This is a genomic window from Micromonospora saelicesensis, from assembly GCF_900091575.1.
GTDB lineage: Bacteria > Actinomycetota > Actinomycetes > Mycobacteriales > Micromonosporaceae > Micromonospora > Micromonospora saelicesensis.
On record NZ_FMCR01000001.1, the window covers coordinates 218608 to 243109 of the forward strand.

Here is a 24502-nt window from a genome sequence, read left to right on the forward strand (position 1 = left end):
CCGCTGTCTGAAATGATGCCCGCCATGGCCGCAACGAGCACGACAACGGCGGCGGGTAACCGCTCCGCCGGTGTCGACCTCCTCCGGATTGTCGGAATCGCCGCGGTTGTCGCGGGCCACGTCTGGAGCGACAGCCTGACCCGCGCGTCCATCTACACCTGGCACGTGCCCGTGTTCTTCGTCCTCACCGGCTATTTCTGGTCGCCCGGTCGACCGCTCGGTGGGGAGCTGCGCAAGCGGTGGACGACCCTGGGCGTGCCCTACGTGGTGTGGTTCCTCATCCTGGTCGCGGCGCTGCTCGCCGCGGACGCCGCGACAGGCCAGGTCGCACCGGGGACCATCGGTGACGCGCTCTACGGCGGCACGGCTGCGGTCCGACCGTTCTCGGCCTTCTGGTTCGTCTCGGTGCTCTTCATCGCGGCGGTCGCGTTCCGGTGGCTGGAGCGGTTCCCCGCCGCGGTCGCCTGGACGGTCGCGGTGGTCGGCCTGGTCATGGCGTACCTCGCGCCCGGCGTTGTCACCGCCGGCCCGCTCGGGCTCTTCCTGGTCCCGGCGTGCCTGGTCTTCGTGCTGGCCGGGCGGCTGCTGCGGCGACTCCGCCCGCGCCTTCCCGCCAGCGCCGGTGCGGCGTCACTCTCGATCGGCGTCGGCTTCGTGCTCCTCGGCCTCAACCGGGACCTGGACCTCAAGGCCGGCGACTTCGGCTCCCCGGTGCTGGGGGTGCTGACCGCGATCCTGATCAGCGTCGGTCTCATCCGGCTCGCGGAGGAACTCGACCTGCGCATCGGCGTGCGGGCGTCGCGGGTGATCAGTCGACTGGCCGGCTGCGGCATCGCCGTCGTGCTGAGTCACGCGGGCATCCTGTGGGTGCTGAAGACGCCCAGGTCCGGTGGGGTGGTCGACCTGGTCGCCGCTCTCGTGGTCCCTTGGGCGTTCGCGTGGATCGTCATCAGCACGCCGCTGGGCCCCTGGTTGGCCGGCACCCGGATCGGCGGTTCCGCGCGGGCCGCCAGCGGTGTGGCGCCTCGGCCGGGCGCCGCCCAGACGCACTAGAAACGGCTGTTGCGCCGCCGCGCCAGGAGCATCGCCACCGCCACCACGACGGCCACCGCGAGCGCGCCTCCGGCCGCGGCGATCACCGGCACGGCCCAGCTCGACCCGCCTGAATCGTCGCCGGGCCCCCGACTGTCGACGGCGGCCTGTCGATACGACTGGGCCAGCAGGTTGGCCGGGGAGTTCCGCGCGGCCTCGTCGAACCGGGCGATGGCGGTCGACTCGTCTCCGGCGAAGTACGCGTCGAGGCCGCTGCGGTACTGGTTGTCGGCCTTGCCGAGCGCGTTGGTGACGCCGGCAGCCTGGAGCAGGGCGGTCATGGCGGAGACCGGCACGACGAGGCGGTTCGCCTTGTCGGGCCGCAGAACGTCGTTGTCCAGCATGCCGACCACCCGGCCGCTCGGGTCGATGGCGATCCCGCCCCGCGAATAGAGCCCCAGATCCTCATTGATCCGGTACGGGTTCAGCGGAGTCGAGGAGTCGATCCCGGTCACTGTCACCGTCTTCGACAGCACGGTGTAGGTGGCGGCGCGGAAGCTGGTGTCGGTGGTGCCGTAGCCCAGGACGAGCAGTGACGTCTCCGGGTTGACGCTGGCCGACGTGTTCAGCTCCGACGTTGGCAGGTTCTTCTGCTCCAGCTTGATCAGGGCGACGTTTCCCGCCTCGATCGGGAGGGCCCGGACGACGGTGCCGGCGATCGCCGGGCTGTCGGTCACCTCGCCCTTGGCGATGTTGAGCTGCCCGTACAGCCGGGTCTCTGGCTGATCGCCGGCATTCGCGCCGGTCAGGACCGAGGTGTTCAACCGGGTGCGGGTGTAGGTGCTGATGTCCTTGGCCTGCAGGCTGCCCTCGGCGACGAGCCGGTTGGCCACGGCGTTCAGCGCACCCCCGACCAGGACGTCCGGGGTGGGCTGCACGCACTGGCTGTTGCTGAGGACGTACCCCTCGTGTTGGACGACCACGCCGCTGCAGCGCCGGCTGAAGGTCACCGGGGCCTTGTCCAGCAGGGCGCCACCGGCCTTGTTGCGGACGTACCCGGTGAACATGACTTCCACGAAGACCATGGACGGCCCGGCCACGGCCAGTGCCCGCTCCTCGGGGCTGCGCAGGGCGGCCTGCGCCCAGGGCTTGAGGCCGGGGGCGAGCGGGGTCGCGGCGGGGAAGCCGCTGGAGGTGGCGGTCGGCGGCGTTTCCGGCTCGCCGGGCTCGTCCGAGCTGAGGGCGTAGATTCCGGCGCCGCCACCGACCACGGCCACCAGGGCCAGCGCGGCCACACCGGCCCAGAGGCCGGTACGCCGCTTGGGCGGCGCCGAGGGCTTGATCCGTCGCACCGGGGCGGCGTACGGGTCGAACGGGGGCACGTCGGCCGGCGGGCCCGACACGGTGGCCGGCGTCGGGGCGACGTCGTGGCCGGCCGGCCCGGCGGGCGAGGCGGGTGCGCTCGACGCCGGCGCGGCCGAGACGGGGTGGGCAGGCGGCTGGTTCGGGATCGCGGCCGACTGCACCGCCCACGGGGCATGCGGCATGTCGACGACCGGCTGCGGCACACCCGACACGGGCTGCGGCACACCGGACACGGGCTGCGGGACACCCGACACCGGCTGCGGGACACCGGACACGGGCTGGGGAGGGGCGGAGACGGGTCGGGGGGCGGCGGGCACCGGTTGGTACTCCACGCCGAGCGCGCGGAACAGCTTCTCCGGGGCGGGCCCGGCCTCGGCGGCGTACGCCACCCAGGGCGCGGCGGCCGAGAAGTCGGCGTACGTGATCGGGGGCCCGTCGGGTGACTGGGCGAGCGCGTTCGCGACCTCGGCGAACGCCTCCCGCCACCCGGGGGCGGCGGCAACCGTCGCGTCCAGCACGGCCACGCTCACGAACCGGCCCTGCTCGTCGATGGCGGCCCAGGCCTTACCCACCGGTGAACCGCCCAGCAAGTGGGTGAACCTGTAGGGGCCTTCCGGCTGCATGCCAACTCCTCCGCTCGACCGCCAGGCGCATGGTACCGACCGGTGCCACAGTCAGTCGCCCGGCGGTCACCCGTCAGCTCGTCGCCGCCGTCACCTTTTGCTGATCACGACCACTGGCTCCGGTCCGGACGTGACGCGTTGCACGCGATAGTCGGCGAGCGCGGCCTGCCACACCGGCTCACTCGGGTGGGTGTACGTGCGGACCAGCCAGACCCGGGTGCCGGGCGGCCGTTTCGCGGCCCCGGCCAGAATCTCGTCGAGGGCGTCCTTGATGGACGGCACATCGGCGGCTTTCGGGAGGATCACATCGTCGCGGGTGGGCATGGTGAGGGTCCAACCGACGGTGCCGGTGACCGGCGCGACCAGCTTCAGTGGATCCTGGTCGGAGTAGAGCGTGAACCCGAACCAGGCGGGCCCACTGACCACGACGAGGTCGTGAGGCCCCTTGTGGGCCGCGACGTACCGGGTCGACGACCCGATGTCGGTGATGGCCTGGTGTGCCTGCCAGACCCCGGGTTCGTTGCCGTCCGTGCGGTACCAGCGGTGGTTGACGGCGGCGAAGCCGGCGAGCAGGACGGCGCAGGTCGCGGCGGCCACCACGCCCGGTGGTAGCCGGGGCAGCCCGCGGCGGACCAGGGCGACGGCCAGGTCGGCCAGACCGACGATGCCGATCCCGGCCACCAGGCCCGCCACCACGATCAGGAAGTGGGACGTGCGCGGGTCGAGCAGGGGGTAGATCCCCGCGACGCCCAGCCCGATGGCCGCCACCGGCAGCAGGAGTACGGCGATTGCCGGGGCGGCGTGTCCGCGTCGGAACAGCGTGAGGACGCCGAACAGGAGGAGGACGGCGAGGATCGGCACGGGTGCGCCGAGCATCGGCGACAGGGCCTTGGTCTGCCGCACGAGGTGTGCGGGCAGTTCGGAGACGCTCGGCAGGAAGGCGTCCCAGTAGTCCCGCATGGCATCGCTGTTGCCCCGGGCGGACACTCCGAAGTAGACGGCGGCGACGAGCGCGCCGGCTACCAGGCCGGCGACGGTCGCCTCGACCGTCCTCGCCCACTCCCGGCGCACAGCGACGGAGAGCAGCAGCCCGCCGAGTACGCAGACCGAGACGATGGCGGTGGTGTGACTCAGCAGCATGCCCAGACCCACCGCGGCCACCACCACCGCGAGTCGTCGCCGAGACCAGGAGCGTTCCGTCCAGGTGGCCAGGGCGAGCAGGCAGACCGCCACGGCGGCGTCCGCGGTGTACTGCTTCAGGTCGTGACGGGTCTGCTGTACCGGCAGGAGCAGGACGGTGAGCCCGGTGACGACGCCGATGAGGATGCCCTGGGCCCGCTCGGACGCCAACGAGCGGCCCAGCAGGTAGGCCGCGATCACGGTCAGCAGTTGGAAACCCAGGGGTACGACCCGAAGGTGGTCGATGTCCGGGACCAGTCGGAGCAGGAAACTCCACCCGATCGGGCTTGACGAGGTCGTCACCGGCAGATCGGCGAGGGGGAAGCGGACCGAGAGCGCGACCCACGCCTCGTCGCCCCAGTACTGGGCTGTCAGCCACGACCGGATGTCGTTGACGACGAAGAAGGCCCCGACAAGGGCGACGACCGGCACCGTCTCCCCGACCGCCGCCCGGACGCGTCGAGGAGGGGCCGGACGAGAGGCGCGAATGGGCGGGGCGTCCTCGACTGCGACCACGGCGCTCCTTCTCGACGACGCGAATCCTGCTCACGCTGGCCGCCCGCATGTTACGAGTCGCGACGGCGGAACGGGGGGCGGGGTGACCCGAGGGTGGTTGTCTATGAAAGTTTCTATGCATAGAGTCAGCTCATGAATGAAGGAGCTGTCGCGGCACCCGCTGACCGGGTGCTCGACCTGTTCCAAGGGGTGCGGCTCACCCCCACCCAGCGCCGAATCGCGCACTGTCTGGTGCAGCACGCCCCCGGCGTGGCGTACCTGTCCGCCGCCGAGGTCGCCGAACTGGCCGGCGTGAGTCAGCCGTCGGTCACCCGGTTCGCCGTCGCGCTCGGCCACGACGGCTACCCGGCGCTGCGCCGCCGGCTGCGGGACCTCACCGGCTCGACTCCAGGCGGATCGACGGACGCCGGAAACGAACTCCAGCAGGCGGTACGTGCGGAGATGGGCAACCTGGACCGACTGGCCGGTCAGCTCGCCGACCGGGACCGGATCGCCGAGACCGGGCGGTTGCTCGCCGAGAGTCGCCCACTGCCGGTGCTCGGCCTGCGCGCCGCCGCGCCGCTGGCCGCGTACTTCGCCTACTTCGCTGCGAAGGTGCACCCGGACGTACGGGTCCTCGACGACGGCGGCAGCCTGCTCACCGACCGCCTGGAGCAGGCGGCCGAGGCCGGGGCGTCCGCCGTTCTGGCCTTCGTGCTGCCCCGCTACCCCCGGGAAACCCTGGACGCGCTGCGCGACGCCCGCCACGCCGGGTTGACAGTGGTGGCGATCACCGACTCGCCGGTCAGCCCGGCCACCGAGCACGCCGACGTGGTGCTCGCCGCCGCGGTCGGCGCGCAGCTCGTCTTCGACCTGCACACCGCCCCGATGACCCTGGCCATGGTGCTGTTGCAGGCGATCTGCGACGCCGCGCCGGCCGACACCCAGCGCCGACTGGAGGCGTTCGAAGCCTCCGCGGCCCGCCGACAGTTGTTCCTCGGTTGACCGGAGGAGAACCAGAGATGACCCAACCCATTCGTGCCGCACGGGGCAGCCAGCTCACCACCCGCGGGTGGCAGCAGGAGGGCGCCCTGCGGATGTTGATGAACAACCTCGACCCCGAGGTGGCCGAACGCCCCGACGACCTGGTGGTCTACGGCGGCACCGGCAAGGCGGCGCGGGACTGGCCGTCGTACCACGCGTTGGTCCGCACGCTGACCGACCTGCGCGAGGACGAGACGATGCTGGTGCAGTCGGGCCGCCCGGTCGGGGTGATGCGCACCCACGAGTGGGCGCCCCGGGTGCTGCTGGCCAACTCGAACCTGGTCGGGGACTGGGCGACCTGGCCGGAGTTCCGCCGCCTCGAACAGCTCGGCCTGACCATGTACGGGCAGATGACGGCCGGCTCGTGGATCTACATCGGCACCCAGGGCATCCTCCAGGGCACCTACGAGACGTTCGCGGCGGTGGCCGCCAAGAGGTTCGACAGCACCCTCGCCGGCACGCTGACGCTGACCGCCGGCTGCGGCGGAATGGGCGGCGCGCAGCCACTCGCGGTCACCATGAATGGCGGCGTCTGCCTGATCGTGGACGTGGACCGCACCCGGCTCGACCGTCGGGTGCACGACCGCTACCTGGATGAGGTCGCCGACTCCCTGGACGACGCGATCGCTCGGGTCCGCGCCGCGAAGCGGGAGCGCCGGGCATTGAGCGTGGGAGTGGTCGGCAACGCCGCCGAGGTCTTCCCGGAGCTGCTGAACCGGGGCGTCGAGATCGACATCGTGACCGACCAGACCAGCGCGCACGACCCACTGGCGTACCTGCCGGTGGGTGTGGAGCTGGCCGAGGCCCGGGACTACGCCGCCGCGAAGCCGGCCGAGTTCACCGACCGGGCCCGCGTGTCGATGGCGAAGCACGTCGAGGCGATGGTCGGCTTCCTCGACGCCGGCGCCGAGGTGTTCGACTACGGCAACTCGATCCGGGGTGAGGCGCAGCTCGGCGGCTACCAGCGCGCCTTCGACTTCCCGGGCTTCGTGCCCGCGTACATCCGGCCGTTGTTCTGTGAGGGCAGGGGCCCGTTCCGGTGGGCGGCGCTCTCCGGCGACCCGGCCGACATCGCGGCCACCGACCGGGCCATCCTCGACCTGTTCCCGGAGAACGAGTCGCTGGCCCGCTGGATCAAGCTGGCCGGTGAGCGGGTCGCCTTCCAGGGCCTGCCGGCCCGGATCTGCTGGCTCGGTCAGGGCGAACGGGACAGGGCGGGCGTGCGGTTCAACGACATGGTCGCCTCCGGCGAACTCTCCGCCCCGGTGGTGATCGGCCGGGACCACCTGGACACCGGCAGCGTCGCGAGCCCGTACCGGGAGACCGAGGGGATGGCCGACGGCTCCGACGCCATCGCCGACTGGCCGCTGCTCAACGCCCTGGTCAACACGGCCAGCGGGGCTTCCTGGGTGTCCATTCACCACGGCGGCGGCGTGGGCATCGGCCGGTCGATCCACGCCGGGCAGGTGTGCGTGGCCGACGGCACCGCCCTCGCCGGTCAGAAGATCGAGCGGGTGCTCACCAACGACCCGGCGATGGGCGTCATCCGGCACGTCGACGCCGGCTACGAGAGCGCCCGCGAGGTCGCCGACCGCACCGGGGTCCGGGTCCCGATGACCGAGGGCGAGCCCGCGTGACCGACGACCTTTCCGCCCGGTTCCGGGCGCTGTGGGACGAGATCGCGCCGGTCGGGCGCGACGCCGACAGCGGCGGCTATCTGCGGTACGCGTTGACCGAGCCGGAGCGGGAGCTGCGCGCCTGGTTCCGGGCGCAGGCCGAGCGCCGTGCCATGCCGGTCACCGAGGACGGCAACGGCAACCTCTTCGCCCACTGGGGCGACCCGGAGGCGTCCGACGCGGTGCTCACCGGCAGCCACTTCGACTCCGTGCCGCACGGCGGGGCGTACGACGGCCCGCTCGGCATCGTGAGCGCGTTCCTCGCCGTGGACGAACTGCGCGCCGCGGGCGTCACCCCCGGCCGGCCACTGGTGCTGGGTGCCTTCGTCGAGGAGGAGGGGGCGCGCTTCGGCGTACCGTGTCTGGGGTCGCGGCTGCTCACCGGGGCGCTGTCGGCCGAACGCGCGGCCGGCCTGCGCGACGCGGCCGGGGTGAGCTTCGCCGAGGCGCTCGGTGACCGGCCGGCGGGCGCCCGCCCGGAGTTGCTGGGCCGGTTCGGCGCCTTCGTGGAGTTGCACGTCGAACAGGGCCGGGCGCTCGTCGACACGGACGCGCCGGTCGCGGTGGCCAGCGCGATCTGGCCGCACGGGCGGTGGCGCTTCGACGTCGTCGGCGAGGGCAACCACGCGGGCACCACCCGGATGGCCGACCGCCGCGACCCGATGCTGACCTACGCGTTCACGGTGCTGGCGGCCAACAAGGAGGCCCGGCTGCGCGGGGCGCACGCCACAGTGGGCCGGGTCGCCGTCGAACCCAACGCCACCAACGCGATCCCGTCGAAGGTGACCGGCTGGCTGGACGCCCGGGCGGCTGACCCGGAGACGCTGACCGGGCTGGTCGACGCGGTCCGCGGCAAGCTCGTCGAGCGGGCCCGCCGCGACGGTACGACGGTGACCGTCACCGAGGAGTCGGCCACCCCGGTGGTCGCCTTCGACGGCGGGCTGGCCAAACGGCTGGCCACCCTGCTCGACGCGCCAGTGCTGCCCACCGGGGCGGGGCACGACGCCGGGGTGCTCGCCGCGTACCTGCCCACCGCGATGCTCTTCGTGCGCAACCCGACCGGCGTCTCGCACTCCCCCGCCGAGGCCGCCACCGACGACGACTGCGCGGCCGGAGTCCGGGCGCTGGCCCGGGTGCTGGAGGAGCTGACATGCCGGTGACACCGACCCGTTGGCTCGCCGAGTACGCCTGGCTGCCCGAGCATGCCGAACCCACACCCGACGTGCTGATCGAGGTCGAGGGCGGCCGGATCACCGCGGTGACGCCGCTGACCCCCGGCAGCAGGCCACCGGCCGGGGTCGAGGTGCACGCCGACGCGGTGCCGCTGCCCGGCCTCACAGTGCCCGGCCTCGCGAACGCGCACTCGCACGCCTTCCACCGGGCGCTGCGCGGGCGCACCCACGGTGGGCGGGGTGACTTCTGGACCTGGCGGGACCAGATGTACGCCGTCGCGGACCGGCTGGACCCGGAGACCTACCTCGCTCTGGCCCGGGCCGTCTACGCCGAGATGGCGCTGACCGGGATCACCTGCGTGGGCGAGTTCCACTACCTGCACCACCGCCCGGACGGCGGCGCCTACGACGACCCGAACGCGATGAGCGAGGCGCTGGTGGAGGCCGCCGCGCACGCCGGGATCCGGCTCACACTGCTGGACACCTGCTATCTGACCTCCAGCGTGGACGGTCGACCCCTCGCCGGACCGCAGCGCCGCTTCGGCGACGGCGACGCGGGCCGCTGGGCCGAGCGGGCCGGCGCGTTCCAGCCGACGGACCCGCACGCCCGGGTCGGCGCGGCAGTGCACTCGGTGCGGGCCGTTCCGGCGGATCAGTTGCGCACTGTCGCCGACTGGGCCCGGGAGCGGCAGGCACCACTGCACGTGCACCTCTCCGAGCAGCCCGCCGAGAACGACGAGTGCCGGGCCGTGCACGGGCGTACGCCCACCGCGCTGCTCGCCGAGCACGGCGTGCTCGGGCCGCACACCACCGCCGTGCACGCCACCCACCCCACCAGCGCGGACCTGTCCCTGCTCGCCGACAGCCGGACCGGGGTGTGCCTCTGCCCGACCACCGAACGGGACCTCGCCGACGGCATCGGCCCGGCCCGGCGGATGGCCGACGCGGGCATCCGGTTGAGCCTCGGCAGCGACAGCCACGCCGTGATCGACCTGTTCGAGGAGGCCCGGGCGGTCGAGCTGGACGAGCGGCTGCGTACCCGCCGGCGTGGACACTTCGCGCCGCTCGACCTGCTGAACGCGGCCAGCGTCGCCGGGCACGCCGCGCTGGGCTGGGCCGACGCCGGGAGGATCGCGGTGGGCGCCCGCGCCGACCTGGTGACGGTACGCCTGGACAGCGCCCGCACCGCCGGGGTGCCGCCGGTGGGCGCGTTCTTCGCCGCCGGCGCGGCGGACGTCGAGCAGGTCGTGGTGGACGGTCGGGTGGTAGTGGCCGAGGGCCGACACCTGACCGTGGACGTGCCGGCCGAACTGTCGTCCGCGATCGAGGCGGTGACCCCCGCATGAGCGGCAGCCTGCTGGTCGACAACATCGGGGAGCTGGTCACCAACGGTGCCGGCGAGGGCCCGCTCGGCATCCGCCGCAACGCCGCCGTGCTGGTCGAGGAGGGCCGGGTGGTCTGGGTCGGGCCGTCCGCGTACGCGCCGGCCGCCGACCATCACGTCGACGCCGGTGGGGCCGCCGTGCTGCCCGGTTTCGTGGACAGCCACGCCCACCTGGTCTTCGCCGGGGATCGGGCCGCCGAGTTCGCCGCCCGGATGGCCGGTCAGCCCTACACCGGCGGCGGCATCCGGACCACTGTCGGTGCCACCCGGGCCGCCACCGACGAGGAGCTGCGTGCCACGGTGCGCCGGCTGCGCGGGGAGGCGCTGCGCCAGGGCACCACGACCATGGAGATCAAGAGTGGGTACGGCCTGACCGTCGCCGACGAGGCCCGCTCGCTGCGGATCGCCGCCGAGACCAGCACCGAGACCACCTTCCTGGGCGCGCACGTGGTGCCCGCCGAGTACGCCGACCGCCCCGACGACTACGTGGGGTTGGTCTGCGGGCCGATGCTGGCCGCCGCCGCTCCGTACGCGAAGTGGATCGACGTGTTCTGCGAGCGGGGCGCCTTCGACGTGGACCACGCCCGCGCCATCCTGGCCTGCGGTCGGGCCGCCGGGCTGGGCGTACGGCTGCACGCCAACCAGCTCGGCCCCGGCCCCGGGGTGCAGCTGGGCGTGGAGCTGGACGCGGCCAGTGTCGACCACTGCACCCACCTGAGCGACGCCGACGTGGCCGCGCTCGCCGACACGGCCCACAGCGACGGGTCGGGCACCCGCACGGTGGCGACCCTGCTGCCCGGCGCGGAGTTCTCCACCCGCTCGCCCTACCCGGATGCCCGCCGGCTGCTCGACGCCGGTGTCACAGTGGCGCTGGCGACCGACTGCAACCCCGGCTCGTCGTACACCTCGTCGATGCCGTTCTGCGTGGCCCTCGCGGTCCGCGAGATGCGGATGACCCCGGCGGAGGCGGTCTGGGCCGCCACCGCCGGTGGCGCGCGGGCGCTGCGCCGCGACGACATCGGTGTCCTCACCCCCGGCGCGCGGGCCGACCTCGTCGTCCTCGACGCGCCGTCGTACCTGCACCTGGCCTACCGGCCCGGTGTCCCCCTGATCCGCCAGGTAATACGCAACGGAGTGCCGCAATGACGCACGTGACCATCCAGCCCACCGGAGTCTCCGCCGAGGACGTGCTCGCGGTGGCCCGCGGCACCGCCACGGTCGTCCTCGCCCCGGCCACCATCGACGCGATGGCGACCAGCCGGGCCATCGTGGACGGCATCGAGTCGTCGGGCCGTCCCGTCTACGGGGTCTCCACCGGGTTCGGCGCGTTGGCCAACACCTTCATCGCCCCGGAGCGGCGGGCCGAGCTGCAACACGCGCTGATCCGCTCGCACGCCGCCGGGGTGGGCGCCCCGATGCCGCGCGAGGTGGTCCGGGCCATGATGCTGCTGCGGGTCCGGTCCCTCGCCCTGGGCCGATCCGGGGTCCGGCCGCTGGTCGCGGAGGCCCTGGTCGACCTGCTCAACCACGACATCACCCCCTGGGTGCCGGAGCACGGCTCGCTGGGCGCCTCCGGTGACCTGGCGCCGCTGGCGCACTGCGCGCTGGTGCTGCTCGGCGAGGGTTGGGTGCTCGGCCCGGCCGGTGAGCGGCAGGACGCGGCCGACGCGTTGACCGCCGCCGGGCTCAAGCCGATCGAGCTGGCCGCCAAGGAGGGGCTGGCGCTGATCAACGGCACCGACGGCATGCTCGGCATGCTGCTGCTGGCCATCCACGACGCCGCGCACCTGTTCGCCATGGCCGACGTGACGGCGGCGCTGGCCATCGAGGCGATGCTCGGCTCGGAGCGGCCGTTCCTGCCCGAGCTGCACGCGATCCGGCCGCACCCCGGTCAGGCGGCGTCGGCGGCGAACATCCACCGCCTGTTGCAGGACTCCCGGGTGATGGACTCGCACCGCGACGACCTGGCGCACGCCGTGCAGGACGCGTACTCGATGCGCTGCGCGCCGCAGGTGGCCGGCGCGGCCCGCGACACCCTGGACTTCGTCCGCACTGTCGCCGGCCGGGAACTGGTGTCAGTGGTGGACAACCCGGTGGTGTTGCCGGACGGCCGGGTCGAGTCGACCGGTAACTTCCACGGCGCCCCGCTCGGCTTCGCCGCGGACTTCCTCGCCATCGCCGCCGCCGAGGTGGGCGCGATCGCCGAGCGGCGGGTCGACCGGCTGCTCGACGTGACCCGCTCCCGGGAGCTGCCGGCGTTCCTCTCCCCCGACGCCGGGGTCAACTCCGGGCTGATGATCGCCCAGTACACGGCGGCCGGGATCGTCGCCGAGAACCGTCGACTGGCCGCCCCCGCCTCGGTGGACTCGCTGCCCACCAGCGGGATGCAGGAGGACCACGTCTCGATGGGCTGGGCGGCGGCCAAGAAGCTGCGCACCGTGCTGGACAACCTGACCAGCCTGCTCGCTGTGGAGCTGCTGGCCGGCGTACGCGGCCTCCAGCTGCGCGCCCCGCTGCAGCCGTCACCGGCCGGCCGGGCGGCCGTCGCCGCCCTCGGTGCGGCAGCCGGCGAGCCCGGACCGGACGTGTTCCTCGCCCCGGTCATGGAGGCGGCCCGCGCCGTCGTCGCCGGGCCGGAGTTGCGCGCCGCCATCGAACGGGAGGTCGGCCCGCTGGGCTGATCTCCGGCGGGTCGCTGTCGTCCGCCGCGGGTCAGGCGGCGGGCGGCAGCACCTCGTGCCCGTCAGGCGGCGGGCGGCAGCACCTTGGCGATTAGTTTGGCCAGCTCGCGCAGCGCCTTGCCCCGGTGACTGATGGCGTCCTTCTCCGCCGGGGTCAGCTCGGCGTTGGTCCGGTCCTGTCCGTCGCCCAGGAAGATCGGGTCGTAGCCGAACCCGCCGTCGCCGCGCGGCGCACGCAGCACCCGCCCGGACTGCCGGCCGTCGACGAGGTGCTCCTTCCCGCCGGGCAGCACCAACGCGACGGTGCAGACGAACGAGGCGGCCCGCTGCTCGTCCGGGACGTCGGCGATCTGGTCCAGCACCAGCTGAAGGTTGGCCCGGTCGTCGCCGTGCTGGCCGGACCAGCGGGCGCTGAACACCCCCGGCATGCCGTTGAGCGCGTCGACAGCGAGCCCGGAGTCGTCGGCGATGGTCGGCAGTCCACTCTGCCGGCAGCCCTCCCGCGCCTTGATCAGCGCGTTCTCGCCGAAGGTCAGGCCGGTCTCCGGCAGCTCCGCGTACTGCTCGACGTCGTCCAGCCCGAGCAGGGCGATCCGGTGCGCGCCGAGCGCGCCGTCCAGGATCCGCTGCAGCTCGACCAGCTTCTTGCGGTTACGGGTGGCGAGCAGGACCTTGTTCATGCTGAGACACCTTTGTTCGCGACTGCGGGGCTCGCAAGCTTCCTCGCGCTCACGCGAGGGCCTTCCGCTGGGCTTCGGCCAACTCGGCGCAGCCGGCGACGGCCAGGTCGAGCAGGGCGTCGAGCTGGTCGCGGGCGAACACGCCCGCCTCACCGGTGCCCTGCACCTCGACGAAGTCGCCAGCCCCGGTGCACACCACGTTCATGTCCACCTCGGCGGCGACGTCCTCCTCGTAGCAGAGGTCGAGCCGGGCCTCCCCGGCGATGACCCCCACGCTGACCGCGGCCACCGAGCGGTGCATCACCTTCTCCGGCTTGCCGGCCAACGACTTGCGGGCGGCAAGCCAGCCCACCGCGTCGTGCAGGGCGACGTACGCGCCGGTGATCGCGGCGGTGCGGGTGCCGCCGTCGGCCTGGAGCACGTCGCAGTCGAGCACTATCGAGTTCTCGCCGAGCGCCTTGAGGTCGATGCTGGCCCGCAGACTGCGGCCGATCAACCGGGAGATCTCGTGGGTACGACCACCGACCCGACCCTTGACGCTTTCCCGGTCGGAGCGGGTGTTGGTGGCCCGGGGCAGCATCGCGTACTCGGCGGTCACCCAGCCGAGCCCGGAGCCCTTGCGCCAGCGGGGCACCCCCTCGGTGACGCTCGCCGTGCAGAGCACCCGGGTGCCGCCGAACTCGACGAGCACCGAGCCCTCCGGATGGGTGCTCCAGCCTCGGGTCAGGGTCACCGGTCGAAGTTGAGAGGGCCCTCGCCCGTCAGGTCGCGCCATCCCTGCACCCTATGCGGTGCGGCGATCCACCTCGCTCGCGGTGCCCCAGGGAACGTCCGCGACGTGCACACCGAGGAACCCGGCGACCGCCGGCCGGGGCCCCGCGAACCGGGCGTGCTGCGTCAGACGTCGTAGCTGGCGCCGGGCCGGACCACCTCGAGCGGCCCGGTGTACGCGGAAGCGGCCGACTCCAACGTGTGCGCCTCGCTGCCCCACGCGGGCACCAGGTGGGTGAGCAGCAGCCGACCCACAGCGGCCTTGGTCGCCGCCTCGCCGGCCTCCCGACCGGTCAGGTGCAGATCCGGCGGATTGTCCATGCCGTCGAGGTAACTGGCCTCGCAGAGGAACACGTCGGCGTTCTGGGCCAGCCGCAGCAGCGCCTCACAGGGCGCGGTGTCCGACGAGTAGCACAGCGAACGGCCGTCGTGCTCCAGCCGCACACCGTACGTCTCGACGGGGTGGTTGACCCGGTCGACGGTGACGGAGAACGGGCCGATCGGGAAGGTGCCCGGCTGGAGTGCGTAGAACTGGTACACGTCCTCCACCGAACCGTCGTCGCCGTAGGCGGCGCTGAGCCGGTCCGGTGCGCCGGCGGGCGCGTACACCGGCAGGGCCGGGTAGGGGCCGTCCGGGGCGTACCGGCGCACCACCACGTACAGCACGGCGTCGAACATGTGGTCACAGTGCAGGTGGGTCAGCAGGATGGCGTCCGGGGCGTGCAACCCCGCGTACCGCTGGAGGCTGGACAGCGACCCCGAGCCGAAGTCGACCAGGAGCCGGAAGCCGTCGGCCTCGACGAGGTACGCCGAGCAGGGCGACTCGGGGCCAGGGAAGCTGCCGGCGCTTCCCAGAACGGTCAGTCGCATCGAGTGGTCTCGCTGTCACTATCAGTAGCAACCGCGCCGGCGATGGTCCCGGCCATGATCTCTACCGACGCGTACGCCACGCTGCGCAGCCTACGCTGGCGCACCCGGCAGCAAGAATCACCCAACGGAAGTTGTCACGAACGTGACACCCACTCGCGGTACGTCGGGAAGCGCACGGGCCGTCGACGAATGTCGACGGCCCGTAGTCGGCAGACCAGACCGGTCAGGCCCAGAGCTGCCCGTCCAGGGCGTCCTCGGCATCGGCGAGGGTGCCGCCGTACGCGCCGGTGGACAGGTACTTCCACCCGCCGTCGCAGACCACGAAGGCCACATCGGCCCGCCGGCCGTCGCGCACCGCCTCGTGCGCCACCGCCAGCGCGGCGTGCAGGATCGCACCGGTGGAGAACCCGGCGAAGATGCCTTCCACGTCCACGAGCTGGCGGGTACGCAACACCGCGTCCCGGGTGCCGACCGAGAACCGCCGGGAGAGCACCGAGGCGTCGTAGAGCTCCGGAACGTACCCCTCGTCGATGTTGCGCAGGCCGTAGACCAACTCGCCGTAGCGCGGCTCGGCGGCCACGATCTGAATGCCCTCGACCTTTTCCCGCAGGTAACGCCCGGTGCCCATCAGGGTGCCGGTGGTGCCCAGCCCGGCCACGAAGTGCGTGATGCTGGGCAGGTCGTGCAGCAGCTCCGGCCCGGTCGTCTCGTAGTGCGCCCGCGCGTTCGCCTCGTTGCCGTACTGGTAGAGCATCACCCAGTCGGGGTGCTCGACGGCGATCTGCTTCGCCGTGGCGACCGCCTGGTTGGAACCACCCGCCGCCGGCGAGAAGATGATCTCGGCCCCGTACATCCGGAGCAGCTGCACCCGCTCGGTGGAGACGTTCTCCGGCATCACGCAGACCAGCCGGTAGCCGCGCAGCTTCGCCACCATCGCCAACGAGATGCCGGTGTTGCCACTCGTCGGTTCGAGGATGGTGTCACCCGCGCGGAGCCGGCCAGCCTCCTCCGCCGCCCGGACCATGAACAGCGCCGCGCGGTCCTTGATGCTGCCGGTGGGGTTGCGGTCCTCCAGCTTGGCCCAGAGCCGCACCGGAGGGGCACCGTCGGGCACCGTCGGGGAGAGTCGGGGCAGGCCGACCAGCGGCGTACCCCCGCAGGCGTCGAGCAGGCTGTCGTACCGCGCCATGGCGGCCGACCTCAGCGAGCCGCGACGGCGCCGCGGGCCACTGCGGCGGCGGCACTCTGCGAGCTGATGCTGTGCGAGCTGATCGCCGCTGCCGCCGCGCTGTGCGAGCTGATCGCCGCTGCGGCGGCGAAGCCGAACGCGCCGCCCGCCACCGCCGGCAGGATGGTGACGCTGTCGCCGTCGGAGAGCTTCGCGTCGAGCGCGCCCAGGAATCGGACGTCCTCGTCGTTCACGTAGACGTTGACGAAGCGGTGCAGCGTGCCCGCGTCGGTGATCAGCCGGCCGCGCAGACCACCGTGCCGCGAATCCAGGTCGGTGAGCAGGTCGGCGAGCGTGTCGCCGGTGCCGTCGACGACCTTGGCGCCGCCGGTGTAGCTGCGCAGGATGGTGGGGATGCGAACCTCAATAGCCATGATGTGGAACTCCTCGATCGGGTGTGCCTACGGTGACGGGACGAGACGGCTGCGGCGCTGACAGGTCAGCGGCCGGAACACTCGTAATCGACCGTCGCCGGGCTCTGCCCGAACATGTAGGACTGGACGGCGTGCGGGTCGACACCGGCCTCCACGACACGGACCGGCTCCTCGGTGACCACGCCATCGACGATCCGGAAGGACCGGATCTCCTCCGAGTCGGGCTCACGGGTCGACACGAGCAGGTAGTGCGCCCCCGGCTCACCGGCGAAGGAGACATCCGTCCGCGACGGGTACGCCTCGGTGGCGGTGTGCGAGTGGTAGATGACGACGGGCTCTTCGTCCCGGTCGTCCATCTCCCGCCACACGCGCAGGTGCTCCATCGAGTCGAACTCGTAGAAGGTCATCGACCGCGCGGCATTGTCCATCGGGATGTGCCGGGTCGGGGTGTCGCTGCCGACGGGACCGGCGACCACGCCGCACGCCTCGTCAGGGTGATCCCGGCGCGCGTGGGCGACGATCGCGTCAATGATCGACCGGTCGATGCTCAGCACGTGCACCAGCCTAACGCCTGCCGGGCACGGGCCGAAGTGGTGCCGGTCACCCCTAGTCGATCAAGGCGTTGAGCAGCGACTCCTGTAGATATCCGAGATAGGCGTAGACCGAAAGCTGGAACACCCGGCTGGAACCCGGGTCCTCAGCGACCGCGTCGTCCAACTCCTCGCCCAGATCCGTGCCGTCCTTGATCTCCAGGCGGACGCCCATCGCGAGCCGGGCGTCGTTCAGTGCCCGCAACCACGCCTCGGCGGCCTCGGCGTCCAGCCGCACCTCGCCACCGGCGTCGTCCGGCAACGCGGCCAGGATCGCCCCCGCCTGATCGATCTTCGCGGTCTTCAGGTCGCCCTCGGTGTAGCGGCGGAACTCGGCGGTGCCCGGAGCGTCCTGTGGGTAGACCGCCGGAAAGAGCCGACCGACCACCGGGTCGGTGTGGTCGAAGCCATCGGTGAGCAGACCCACCACCTCGGAGGCGACCTTGCGCAGCACCCGCACCTCGTCGACGGCGAAGACTGCGACGTAGTGACCGGCCTGGCGATGGAACATGCTCATGATCTGTCCACCGTCGCCCACAGCCCGTACGCGTGCAGCTGCGACGCGTCGTGCTCCATCCGTTCGCGGGCACCGGTGGAAACCACGGCGCGGCCCTTGTGGTGCACGTCCAGCATCAGCTGTTCGGCCCTCTCCCGGCTGTAGCCGAAAAGCTTCTGGAAGACCCAGGTCACGTACGTCATCAGATTGACCGGGTCGTCCCACACGATCGTCACCCACTGCCGGTCGGACGCCGGCACCTCGTCAGTGTCCGGCGTCTCGACCGGTGCAACCTGCGGAGCCGCCATGCCCCCCATCGTGCCACCGGTTTCCCGGAACCGAGGAACCGGAACGCCGGCCCGGCGCGGATCACCCACCCCGGGCCCTCCCGACCCGCCCCGGACGCCATCGGAGGTGGGGTCCGGCCCGGACCCGGACCAACCGGTGGGCGCGCCGTCAGGCGAGCAGAATGCCGTGATCGACTGCATCGGAGAGCACCACGCCCAGCGAGAGGCGGATCACCTCGAACCGTCGGGAGATCTCCCTGGACAACCCCAACTCGACCTCGCGCACCGCCCGTTGGGACCAGGCCCGCGCCGCGCTGTGGTCGCCGGTGCCGGGCGTACGCCACTGCTGCCAGCACCCGCCGGAGAGCGCCACCGCGATGGGCGGGAGCACCTCGTCCCGGGACGCCACCGGATAGCTGGCGGCGGCGTCGATCGCCTCCAGGCCGGTCAACTCGGCCACGCCTGCCGTGCTGGTGATCAACAGCACCTTGTCCAGTTCGTGGCCGGGCCGGTGATCGGCCAGGCCGTACTGCACCGCGGCGGCGATCCGGCGGCGCACACCTTCGGCCGGCGGCGCGCCGAGCACCTGGGACGCGACGTCGGTCATGATGCCGCGCACCGCCTGATCGCACTGCGCGGTGGCCAGCAACGACAACGCCGCCATCTCCCGGTCGAGGAGATCCGGTAGGCCGGCACAGCCGACTCCGAACACGATCTCCTGAACGGCCCGAAGGTGGATGTTCGCCAACTCCAGGGCGAGGTGCTGGCGGATCCGCTGAGCACACGAGCGGGCGTGGCGGTCGAGCCGCTCGGACCAGTCACCCGCATCGGCGGCCACGGCGACGCGGCCCTGCTGGCCCGGTAGAACCGGTGGGTCGACGCTGGCCCGCTGCAACCCCTCACGCGACGCCCAACCCACCAGCGCCCGCCGCAGGTCGGCGGCGGTGTCGGCCCCGTCGACCGGGAACCACCGTGCGCTGGCCAGCGCCGGCACCGCGGCCAGGAGTGCCGCCCGATGTGCCTCCACCGTCACCGCGACCGCGTCCACCTCGGTCTCCGCACCCCCGACCGGCGGGACGGACGCCCCCGCGCCCTCCGTAGTCGCCGTGCCGTCGGTCAGCGGAGCCCACCCCGCCGCGCCGGGGGTGACCGCGAAGACGACCTCCACCGAGGTCGGGGCGACTTCGGCGAGCAGGTTCAACTCGGCGGCGGTGAAGGCCTGGTCGGCGGCGATCACGAAGAGCAGCGCGCCGGCTCGGCCCGCCGCTTCGAGCAGCACCCGGGTGCCGGACACGCCGAGGGTGGCGGTGTCCGGAACATCGACCAGGGTGAAGTGCCGCAGCAGCGGCTGGGGCACGCTCAACTCGACCCGCCGGGGCGGGCGGGCCAACGCCGGACCGGCGGCGTCCCGGTCCGCGCCGTACGAGTGCGGCTGGCGGTAACCGGGCACGAACGCCGCGCGGGTGGGCACCTTGGCGTCGCGCACCACCAACCAGCTGCCCGCCGGCACTGTGAGCATGACCGGGTCGAGCTCGAGCAGGGTGGCGAGCACGGCACGCCGCTCGGCACCGGCCGGGCCGACGGCGACCACACCGAGCGGCTCGTCCGGGGCGGCGCCGGACACGCCGACCCGGGTGGGGAGGGGGCCGCAGATGGGTAGGTCGGTTGGGCCGGTCATGTCGTCCGGCGAATCGACCGAGGGGAGAGGGCCCTGCTTCATCAGGTGCCTCCCGTTGCAGGTGACCGTGGGTCCGGTCGCGAAAATTCCGGTGCGTCAACCCGGATGTTCCGAAGACTACGGGCGGGCTGGCGACCGGGCGGAACACCTCGAATACTCACGGGTAATTGTGCGAATACTCAACTTCGCACCGTGACGGTGCGGGCGCGGACGGATTCCGGTCGATATGCTGCGCGAATGAGTCGATGGGAGTTCGTCGGCCGCACGGGTGAGCTCAACCGCCTGCTGGAGGCGGTGACCGGTGAGGCCGGCCGCGGGCTCTTCTTCAGCGGCAGCGCTGGCATCGGCAAGAGTCGGCTGCTGCGCGAGGGCGTGGGCGCGTTGCCCACCGACCGGTTCGCGATCTGGTCCATCGCCGCCAGCGCCACCACCGCGGCGCTGCCGTTCGGCGGGCTGGTCCAGGTCCTCCCCGCCGAGCAGCCCCAGGGCCTCTCCCCCGCCGGCATCCTGCGCTGGGCGCTCAACGTGCTGCAACAGCAGGCGGCCGGCCGACGGATCGTGCTCGCCATCGACGATGCCCACCTGCTCGATCCCCCCTCGGCCGCACTTGTGCATCTGGTCGCCCGCGCCGAGAACGCCACAGTGGTCGGCACCCTGCGCGACGGCGAGCAGATCCCGCTGCCGATCCGCGCACTCTGGACCGACGACCTGGTCGAGCACGTCGAGCTGACCCCGATGCCGCAGGAGGAGACCACCGACCTGCTGGCGGCGATCCTGGGCGGCCCGGTCGACGCCGGCTCCGCCGACCGGCTCGGCCGGCTGTCGGCCGGCAACCCGCTGCTGCTGCGCGAGCTGGTGCACGCCGCCAACGGCAGCGCCGAGTTGAAGCGCACGTACGGGATCTGGAAGTGGACCGGGCGACTGGAACTGGCGCCCAACCTGACCGACCTCATCGACACCCGGGTCGGCAAGCTCACCGACGGCGTCCGCGCGGTCGTCGAGCTGGTCGCGTTCGGCGAACCACTGGGCCTGCACCTTCTGAGGCAGGCCGCCGAACAGTCGGACGTGGAGACCGCCGAAGAACGCGGGCTGATCACCGTCATCCAGCACGACCGGCGCACCAACGTCCGGCTGGCGCACCCGCTCTACGGCGAGGTGATGCGCCGTCGCTGCCCGGTCAGCCGCACCCGCCGACTCCAGGCACACCTCGCCGAGCTGCTCGAGCAGGTCGGCAAACGCCGACGCGACGACCTGTTGCGGGTGGCCGTCTGGCGACTCGACTCGGGCACCGCACAGGACCCGGCTCTGCTGCTGGACGCAGCGGTGCAGGCGTTCACCCGCTACGACGTGCCGCTGGCGACCCGCCTGGCGCGGGCCGCGCTGAACGCCGACGGCGGCTACGACGCGGCGGAGCTGCTGGCCACCATCCTGATGTTCGCCGACCGACCCGACGAGGCGATCGACGTCCTCGACGCGGTCACTCCCGAACCCGGCGACGAGCGGCGGCTCTGCCGCTGGCTGACCGTACGCGGCATGGTCAGCTACTGGGGGCTGAGCCAGCAGTCCACGGTGGAGGAGATCGCAAGCCGGGTCGAGCAGCTCAGCGACTCCGCCGACCGGTCCCGGGTGCACGCCTTCGAGGCGATCATGCGTCTGCACCGACTGGACACGACCACAGCTGTGCAGCTCAGCCGACGGGTACTGGACCGGCCGGCGGCCGGCGTCGCCGCCCGCGAGCTGGCCCGTTCCACCATCGCGTACGTCCAGGCCGCGCAGGGCGAGCTGACCCGCAGCGGTACGGCGATCGCCCAGGTGCACTCGGCTGCGGCGAGTTGGCGCACCGACATGCCGTACCTCCAGTTGGCCCTGGAACTGGCCCGAGGCACCCGGCTCATGCTCACCGGTGACCTGGCCGGGATCGACGCGATCGTGGCCGACGAGTTCGCCGACCTCGCCGGAGCCGGCGACTTCCGCCTCGGCACCGGCTACCTGGCCATCCTCCAGGCGTACGCGGCCCGGCTGCGCGGGCAGAGCGACGCGGCCATGCGGACCTCGCTGGGTGCCTGCGCGGTGCTGGCCACGAGTCGGGTCTACGCCGGTCTGGCCCAGGCCGAACGCGCCCAGGCGGCGGCGCTGCGCGGTGACGCCACGCAGGCGGTTGCGGCGATGGCCGAAGCCGACCGCACCCACGCGCCGGGCATGGCGGTGCTCTACCCGTGGCTGGAGCAGGCCCGGGGCGCGTCGCTCGCCGCCTCGGGTGACCTCCCGGGCGCTGTCAAACACCTCGGTGACCTGGTGGATCGACTGCGCTCGGACGGCTTCGCCGGGCACGAGGTGCATGTCCTGCACGACCTCGTCCGACTCGACCAGGCGGGCATGGCTGTCGGCCCCACCTGCTCCGACGGTGGTCGGCGCACCGTCGCGCAGCGCCTCGCCGAGCTCTCCGAGCGGGTCGACGGGGTGCTCCCGCCGCTGCTGGCCCGGCACGCCCGCGCCGCGGTGACCGACTCCCCCACCGATCTGCTCGCGGTCGCCGACGACTATGCCGCCCTGGAGTTGACCGTGTACGCCGCCGAGGCCACCTCCCAGGCCGTCCAGCGGCTGCGCCGGCAGCACTCGGCTGCCGCCAACGACGCCCGGGAACGCCTCGCCGGGTTGCTCGGGCGCTGTGACCTGATCCGGACGCCGGCGCTCCAGGCCGGCGCGCCCGTGCTCACCGAGCGGGAGTGGCAGGTGGCGCGCCTCGCCGCACACGGCGCTCCCAGCCGGGCCATCGCCGAACGGCTCTACCTCTCGGCGCGCACCGTGGAGAACCACCTCCAGCGGATCTACGCCAAGCTCGGCGTCACCGGCCGGGCCGAGCTGTGGGCGGCGTTACGCTCGATCCCGGGCCACGACGGCGTCGACCCGAGCTGAACCTTAGGCTGGGGCGGTGAGCATCCACCGCCCCGCGCTCCTGACCGACCACTACGAGCTGACCATGGTCAGCGCGGCACTGAAGGACGGCACCGCCGACCGCCGCTGTGTCTTCGAGGTGTTCAGCCGCCGGCTGCCCAGCGGCCGCCGGTACGGCGTGGTCGCCGGGACGGCCCGGCTGATCGAGCTGATCCGCGACTTCCGGTTCGACCCCACCGAGGTCGAGTTCCTGCTGCGGACCGGGGTGGTCGACGAGACGGCGGCGGCGTGGCTCACCGACTACCGCTTCACCGGCGACATCGACGGGTACGCCGAGGGTGAGCTGTTCTTCCCCGGTTCACCGATCCTCACCGTCTCCGGTGGCTTCGCCGAATGTGTGGTGCTGGAGACGCTGGCGCTGTCCGTGCTCAACCACGATTGCGCGGTGGCCGCCGCGGCGGCCCGGATGGTGACCGCGGCGCGGGGCCGGACGCTGATCGAGATGGGGTCGCGTCGGGCACACGAGGAGGCGGCGGTGGCGGCGGCGCGGGCCGCGTACCTGGCCGGGTTCCGGTTCACGTCCAACCTCGCCGCCGGCGCGCGCTACGGCATCCCGACGGCGGGCACGGCGGCGCACGCGTTCACCCTGCTGCACGACGACGAGCGGGCGGCGTTCGCCTCGCAGGTCGCCACGCTGGGCAAGGACACCACGCTGCTGGTCGACACGTACGACATCAGCCAGGGCATCCGCAACGCCATCGCGGTGGCCGGGCCGGACCTGCGTGCGGTACGGATCGACTCCGGCGACCTCGCGGTGATCGCTCAGCAGTCCCGGGAGTTGCTCGACTCGCTGGGCGCCACCGAGACCAAGATCATCGTCTCCGGCGACCTGGACGAGTACGCGATCGCCGCGCTGGCCGCCGAACCGGTGGACATGTACGGCGCCGGCACGGCCGTGGTCACCGGCTCCGGAGCACCGACCGCCGGGCTGGTCTACAAACTGGTCGAGGTCGAGGGACGGCCGGTGGTGAAGCGCTCCGAGCACAAGGCCACCATCGGCGGCCGGAAGGTCGCGGTCCGCCGGCACAAGCCGACCGGCACCGCCACCGAGGAGGTCATCGTCCCGCAGGGCGTTCCCGACCGGCAGCCCAACGACCGCCTGCTCCAGCAGTCGTACGTGGTCGCCGGTGAATCGGTGCCGCTGCCCACCCTCGACGAGTCACGGGAGCACCTGCGGGAGTGCCTGATCTCCATCCCGTGGGAGGGGCTGAAGCTCTCGGCCGGCGATCCGGCCGTGCCGGTCACCGTCGTACCCGCTGGCTGAGTCATCCCCGAGCGCCACCGACCGACCGTGCGGAGAGAGGAAACCCCCCGATGGCGAACGCGCTGATCATCGTGGACGTGCAGAACGACTTCTGCGAGGGCGGCTCGCTGGCCGTCGCCGGCGGCGCAGGCGTGGCCGCCGGCATCTCCCGGTTACTCGCCGCCGAGCCGGACCGGTGGACGCACGTGGTCGCCACCAAGGACTACCACGTCGACCCGGGTGCCCACTTCGGCGATCCGCCGGACTTCGTGGAGTCCTGGCCCCGGCACTGCGTGGTCGGCACCACCGGTTCGGAGTTCCACCCGGAACTGGACACCGCCCGAGTCGAGGCGATCTTCCACAAGGGCGAGCACGCGGCGGCGTACTCCGGTTTCGAGGGGCATGCCGACGACGGCGAGTGCCTGGCCGACTGGCTGCGCCAGCGCGACGTGGACCGGGTCGACGTGGTCGGCATCGCCACGGACCACTGCGTCCGGGCGACCGCACTGGACGCCGCCCGGGAGGGTTTCGCCACCACCGTGCTGCTGGAGTTGACCGCCGCCGTCGCCCCGGCGACCACCGACGTGGCCCTGCGCGCGATGGAGGGCGCCGGGGTGATCATGCACGGCCAGCCTGTGATCAGGGCCGCATGAGGCGCTAATTGGTTGGCCAAGGGGCC

21 protein-coding genes are annotated in these 24502 nt (G+C 72.6%); 10 read left to right on the plus strand and 11 right to left on the minus strand.

Going from position 1 to position 24502, the window contains the following annotated elements:
• Positions 1 to 24: 24 nt before the first annotated feature.
• The gene (locus GA0070561_RS01045) at positions 25 to 1053 is read left to right on the plus strand and encodes an acyltransferase family protein (RefSeq protein WP_167362320.1); all 1029 of its coding nucleotides are present in this window, start codon (positions 25 to 27) and stop codon (positions 1051 to 1053) included.
• On the opposite strand, the gene GA0070561_RS01050 is transcribed toward GA0070561_RS01045, so the two are convergent.
• Positions 1050 to 2969: a trypsin-like peptidase domain-containing protein gene (locus tag GA0070561_RS01050; RefSeq protein ID WP_141710292.1), complete on the minus strand. Its 1920-nt coding sequence runs from the start codon at positions 2967 to 2969 to the stop codon at positions 1050 to 1052. The two genes, GA0070561_RS01045 and GA0070561_RS01050, sit on opposite strands and share 4 nt — an antisense overlap.
• Before the next feature lie 141 nt (positions 2970 to 3110).
• The gene (locus GA0070561_RS01055; RefSeq protein ID WP_141710293.1) at positions 3111 to 4715 is read right to left on the minus strand and encodes a DUF6541 family protein; all 1605 of its coding nucleotides are present in this window, start codon (positions 4713 to 4715) and stop codon (positions 3111 to 3113) included.
• A 132-nt stretch (positions 4716 to 4847) separates the two neighbouring features.
• On the opposite strand from GA0070561_RS01055, the gene GA0070561_RS01060 reads away from it, so the two are divergent.
• Genes GA0070561_RS01060 through hutH form a run of 6 tightly spaced genes read left to right on the plus strand, consistent with a single transcriptional unit; the run spans position 4848 to position 12651 of the window.
• Positions 4848 to 5699, plus strand: coding sequence for a MurR/RpiR family transcriptional regulator (locus GA0070561_RS01060; protein ID WP_091393544.1), 852 nt, complete (start codon positions 4848 to 4850; stop codon positions 5697 to 5699).
• Between the two features lie 17 nt (positions 5700 to 5716).
• Positions 5717 to 7375 carry a urocanate hydratase gene (hutU, locus tag GA0070561_RS01065; protein WP_091393547.1) on the plus strand — a complete coding sequence of 553 codons (1659 nt, stop codon included), beginning with the start codon at positions 5717 to 5719 and terminating at the stop codon, positions 7373 to 7375.
• The gene (locus GA0070561_RS01070; protein ID WP_091393550.1) at positions 7372 to 8574 is read left to right on the plus strand and encodes an allantoate amidohydrolase; all 1203 of its coding nucleotides are present in this window, start codon (positions 7372 to 7374) and stop codon (positions 8572 to 8574) included. The genes hutU and GA0070561_RS01070 overlap by 4 nt, the downstream gene beginning before the upstream one ends.
• Positions 8565 to 9932: a formimidoylglutamate deiminase gene (locus tag GA0070561_RS01075; protein ID WP_091393553.1), complete on the plus strand. Its 1368-nt coding sequence runs from the start codon at positions 8565 to 8567 to the stop codon at positions 9930 to 9932. The genes GA0070561_RS01070 and GA0070561_RS01075 overlap by 10 nt, the downstream gene beginning before the upstream one ends.
• Positions 9929 to 11116, plus strand: a complete 1188-nt coding sequence (gene hutI, locus GA0070561_RS01080) for an imidazolonepropionase (RefSeq protein ID WP_091393556.1) — start codon at positions 9929 to 9931, stop codon at positions 11114 to 11116. The genes GA0070561_RS01075 and hutI overlap by 4 nt, the downstream gene beginning before the upstream one ends.
• A complete protein-coding gene (gene hutH / locus GA0070561_RS01085; RefSeq protein ID WP_091393558.1) occupies positions 11113 to 12651 on the plus strand; it encodes a histidine ammonia-lyase in 1539 nt (512 codons plus the stop codon). Before hutI ends, hutH begins: the two co-directional genes overlap by 4 nt.
• 62 nt (positions 12652 to 12713) lie before the next feature.
• On the opposite strand, the gene rdgB is transcribed toward hutH, so the two are convergent.
• The 9 genes from rdgB to GA0070561_RS01130 form a co-directional block, all read right to left on the minus strand.
• Entirely contained in the window at positions 12714 to 13331 is a 618-nt protein-coding gene (gene rdgB, locus GA0070561_RS01090; protein ID WP_091393561.1) for an RdgB/HAM1 family non-canonical purine NTP pyrophosphatase, read from the minus strand.
• Between the two features lie 49 nt (positions 13332 to 13380).
• Complete coding sequence (gene rph / locus GA0070561_RS01095; protein WP_091393564.1) at positions 13381 to 14106, minus strand: ribonuclease PH; 726 nt, start codon at positions 14104 to 14106, stop codon at positions 13381 to 13383.
• 122 nt (positions 14107 to 14228) lie between these two features.
• Positions 14229 to 14972 (minus strand): MBL fold metallo-hydrolase, encoded by a 744-nt coding sequence (locus GA0070561_RS01100; RefSeq protein WP_091393566.1) that lies wholly within the window; start codon positions 14970 to 14972, stop codon positions 14229 to 14231.
• Between the two features lie 223 nt (positions 14973 to 15195).
• Positions 15196 to 16161: a PLP-dependent cysteine synthase family protein gene (locus GA0070561_RS01105; protein WP_091393569.1), complete on the minus strand. Its 966-nt coding sequence runs from the start codon at positions 16159 to 16161 to the stop codon at positions 15196 to 15198.
• An 11-nt stretch (positions 16162 to 16172) separates the two neighbouring features.
• A complete protein-coding gene (locus GA0070561_RS01110) occupies positions 16173 to 16574 on the minus strand; it encodes a MoaD/ThiS family protein (protein WP_091393572.1) in 402 nt (133 codons plus the stop codon).
• Between the two features lie 65 nt (positions 16575 to 16639).
• Positions 16640 to 17128, minus strand: coding sequence for a M67 family metallopeptidase (locus GA0070561_RS01115; RefSeq protein WP_030487200.1), 489 nt, complete (start codon positions 17126 to 17128; stop codon positions 16640 to 16642).
• A gap of 52 nt (positions 17129 to 17180) precedes the next feature.
• Positions 17181 to 17681, minus strand: coding sequence for a DUF2017 domain-containing protein (locus tag GA0070561_RS01120; protein WP_091393575.1), 501 nt, complete (start codon positions 17679 to 17681; stop codon positions 17181 to 17183).
• A complete protein-coding gene (gene clpS, locus GA0070561_RS01125; RefSeq protein ID WP_088946433.1) occupies positions 17678 to 17968 on the minus strand; it encodes an ATP-dependent Clp protease adapter ClpS in 291 nt (96 codons plus the stop codon). The genes GA0070561_RS01120 and clpS overlap by 4 nt, the downstream gene beginning before the upstream one ends.
• A gap of 148 nt (positions 17969 to 18116) precedes the next feature.
• Positions 18117 to 19667 (minus strand): P-loop NTPase family protein, encoded by a 1551-nt coding sequence (locus GA0070561_RS01130; RefSeq protein WP_091393578.1) that lies wholly within the window; start codon positions 19665 to 19667, stop codon positions 18117 to 18119.
• A gap of 195 nt (positions 19668 to 19862) precedes the next feature.
• Between GA0070561_RS01130 and GA0070561_RS01135 the strand changes: the two genes are divergently transcribed.
• The 3 genes from GA0070561_RS01135 to GA0070561_RS01145 are packed head-to-tail and all read left to right on the plus strand — an operon-like array spanning position 19863 to position 24476.
• Positions 19863 to 22541: a LuxR C-terminal-related transcriptional regulator gene (locus GA0070561_RS01135; protein ID WP_091393581.1), complete on the plus strand. Its 2679-nt coding sequence runs from the start codon at positions 19863 to 19865 to the stop codon at positions 22539 to 22541.
• Between the two features lie 16 nt (positions 22542 to 22557).
• Positions 22558 to 23844, plus strand: a complete 1287-nt coding sequence (locus tag GA0070561_RS01140) for a nicotinate phosphoribosyltransferase (RefSeq protein WP_091393583.1) — start codon at positions 22558 to 22560, stop codon at positions 23842 to 23844.
• Between the two features lie 50 nt (positions 23845 to 23894).
• Positions 23895 to 24476, plus strand: a complete 582-nt coding sequence (locus GA0070561_RS01145) for an isochorismatase family protein (RefSeq protein WP_091393586.1) — start codon at positions 23895 to 23897, stop codon at positions 24474 to 24476.
• The last annotated feature ends 26 nt before the right edge of the window (positions 24477 to 24502 follow it).

Coding starts and splice junctions, on each gene's coding strand:
- GA0070561_RS01110 (WP_091393572.1), bottom strand. CDS start 16,574: ATGGCTATTGAGGTTCGCATCCCCACCATCCTGCGCAGCTACACCGGC.
- rdgB (WP_091393561.1), bottom strand. CDS start 13,331: ATGAACAAGGTCCTGCTCGCCACCCGTAACCGCAAGAAGCTGGTCGAG.
- GA0070561_RS01105 (WP_091393569.1), bottom strand. CDS start 16,161: ATGGCGCGGTACGACAGCCTGCTCGACGCCTGCGGGGGTACGCCGCTG.
- rph (WP_091393564.1), bottom strand. CDS start 14,106: ATGGCGCGACCTGACGGGCGAGGGCCCTCTCAACTTCGACCGGTGACC.
- GA0070561_RS01075 (WP_091393553.1), top strand. CDS start 8,565: ATGCCGGTGACACCGACCCGTTGGCTCGCCGAGTACGCCTGGCTGCCC.
- GA0070561_RS01100 (WP_091393566.1), bottom strand. CDS start 14,972: ATGCGACTGACCGTTCTGGGAAGCGCCGGCAGCTTCCCTGGCCCCGAG.
- GA0070561_RS01045 (WP_167362320.1), top strand. CDS start 25: ATGGCCGCAACGAGCACGACAACGGCGGCGGGTAACCGCTCCGCCGGT.
- GA0070561_RS01135 (WP_091393581.1), top strand. CDS start 19,863: ATGAGTCGATGGGAGTTCGTCGGCCGCACGGGTGAGCTCAACCGCCTG.
- GA0070561_RS01120 (WP_091393575.1), bottom strand. CDS start 17,681: ATGAGCATGTTCCATCGCCAGGCCGGTCACTACGTCGCAGTCTTCGCC.
- GA0070561_RS01060 (WP_091393544.1), top strand. CDS start 4,848: ATGAATGAAGGAGCTGTCGCGGCACCCGCTGACCGGGTGCTCGACCTG.
- hutI (WP_091393556.1), top strand. CDS start 9,929: ATGAGCGGCAGCCTGCTGGTCGACAACATCGGGGAGCTGGTCACCAAC.
- hutU (WP_091393547.1), top strand. CDS start 5,717: ATGACCCAACCCATTCGTGCCGCACGGGGCAGCCAGCTCACCACCCGC.
- clpS (WP_088946433.1), bottom strand. CDS start 17,968: ATGGCGGCTCCGCAGGTTGCACCGGTCGAGACGCCGGACACTGACGAG.
- GA0070561_RS01130 (WP_091393578.1), bottom strand. CDS start 19,667: ATGAAGCAGGGCCCTCTCCCCTCGGTCGATTCGCCGGACGACATGACC.
- GA0070561_RS01145 (WP_091393586.1), top strand. CDS start 23,895: ATGGCGAACGCGCTGATCATCGTGGACGTGCAGAACGACTTCTGCGAG.
- hutH (WP_091393558.1), top strand. CDS start 11,113: ATGACGCACGTGACCATCCAGCCCACCGGAGTCTCCGCCGAGGACGTG.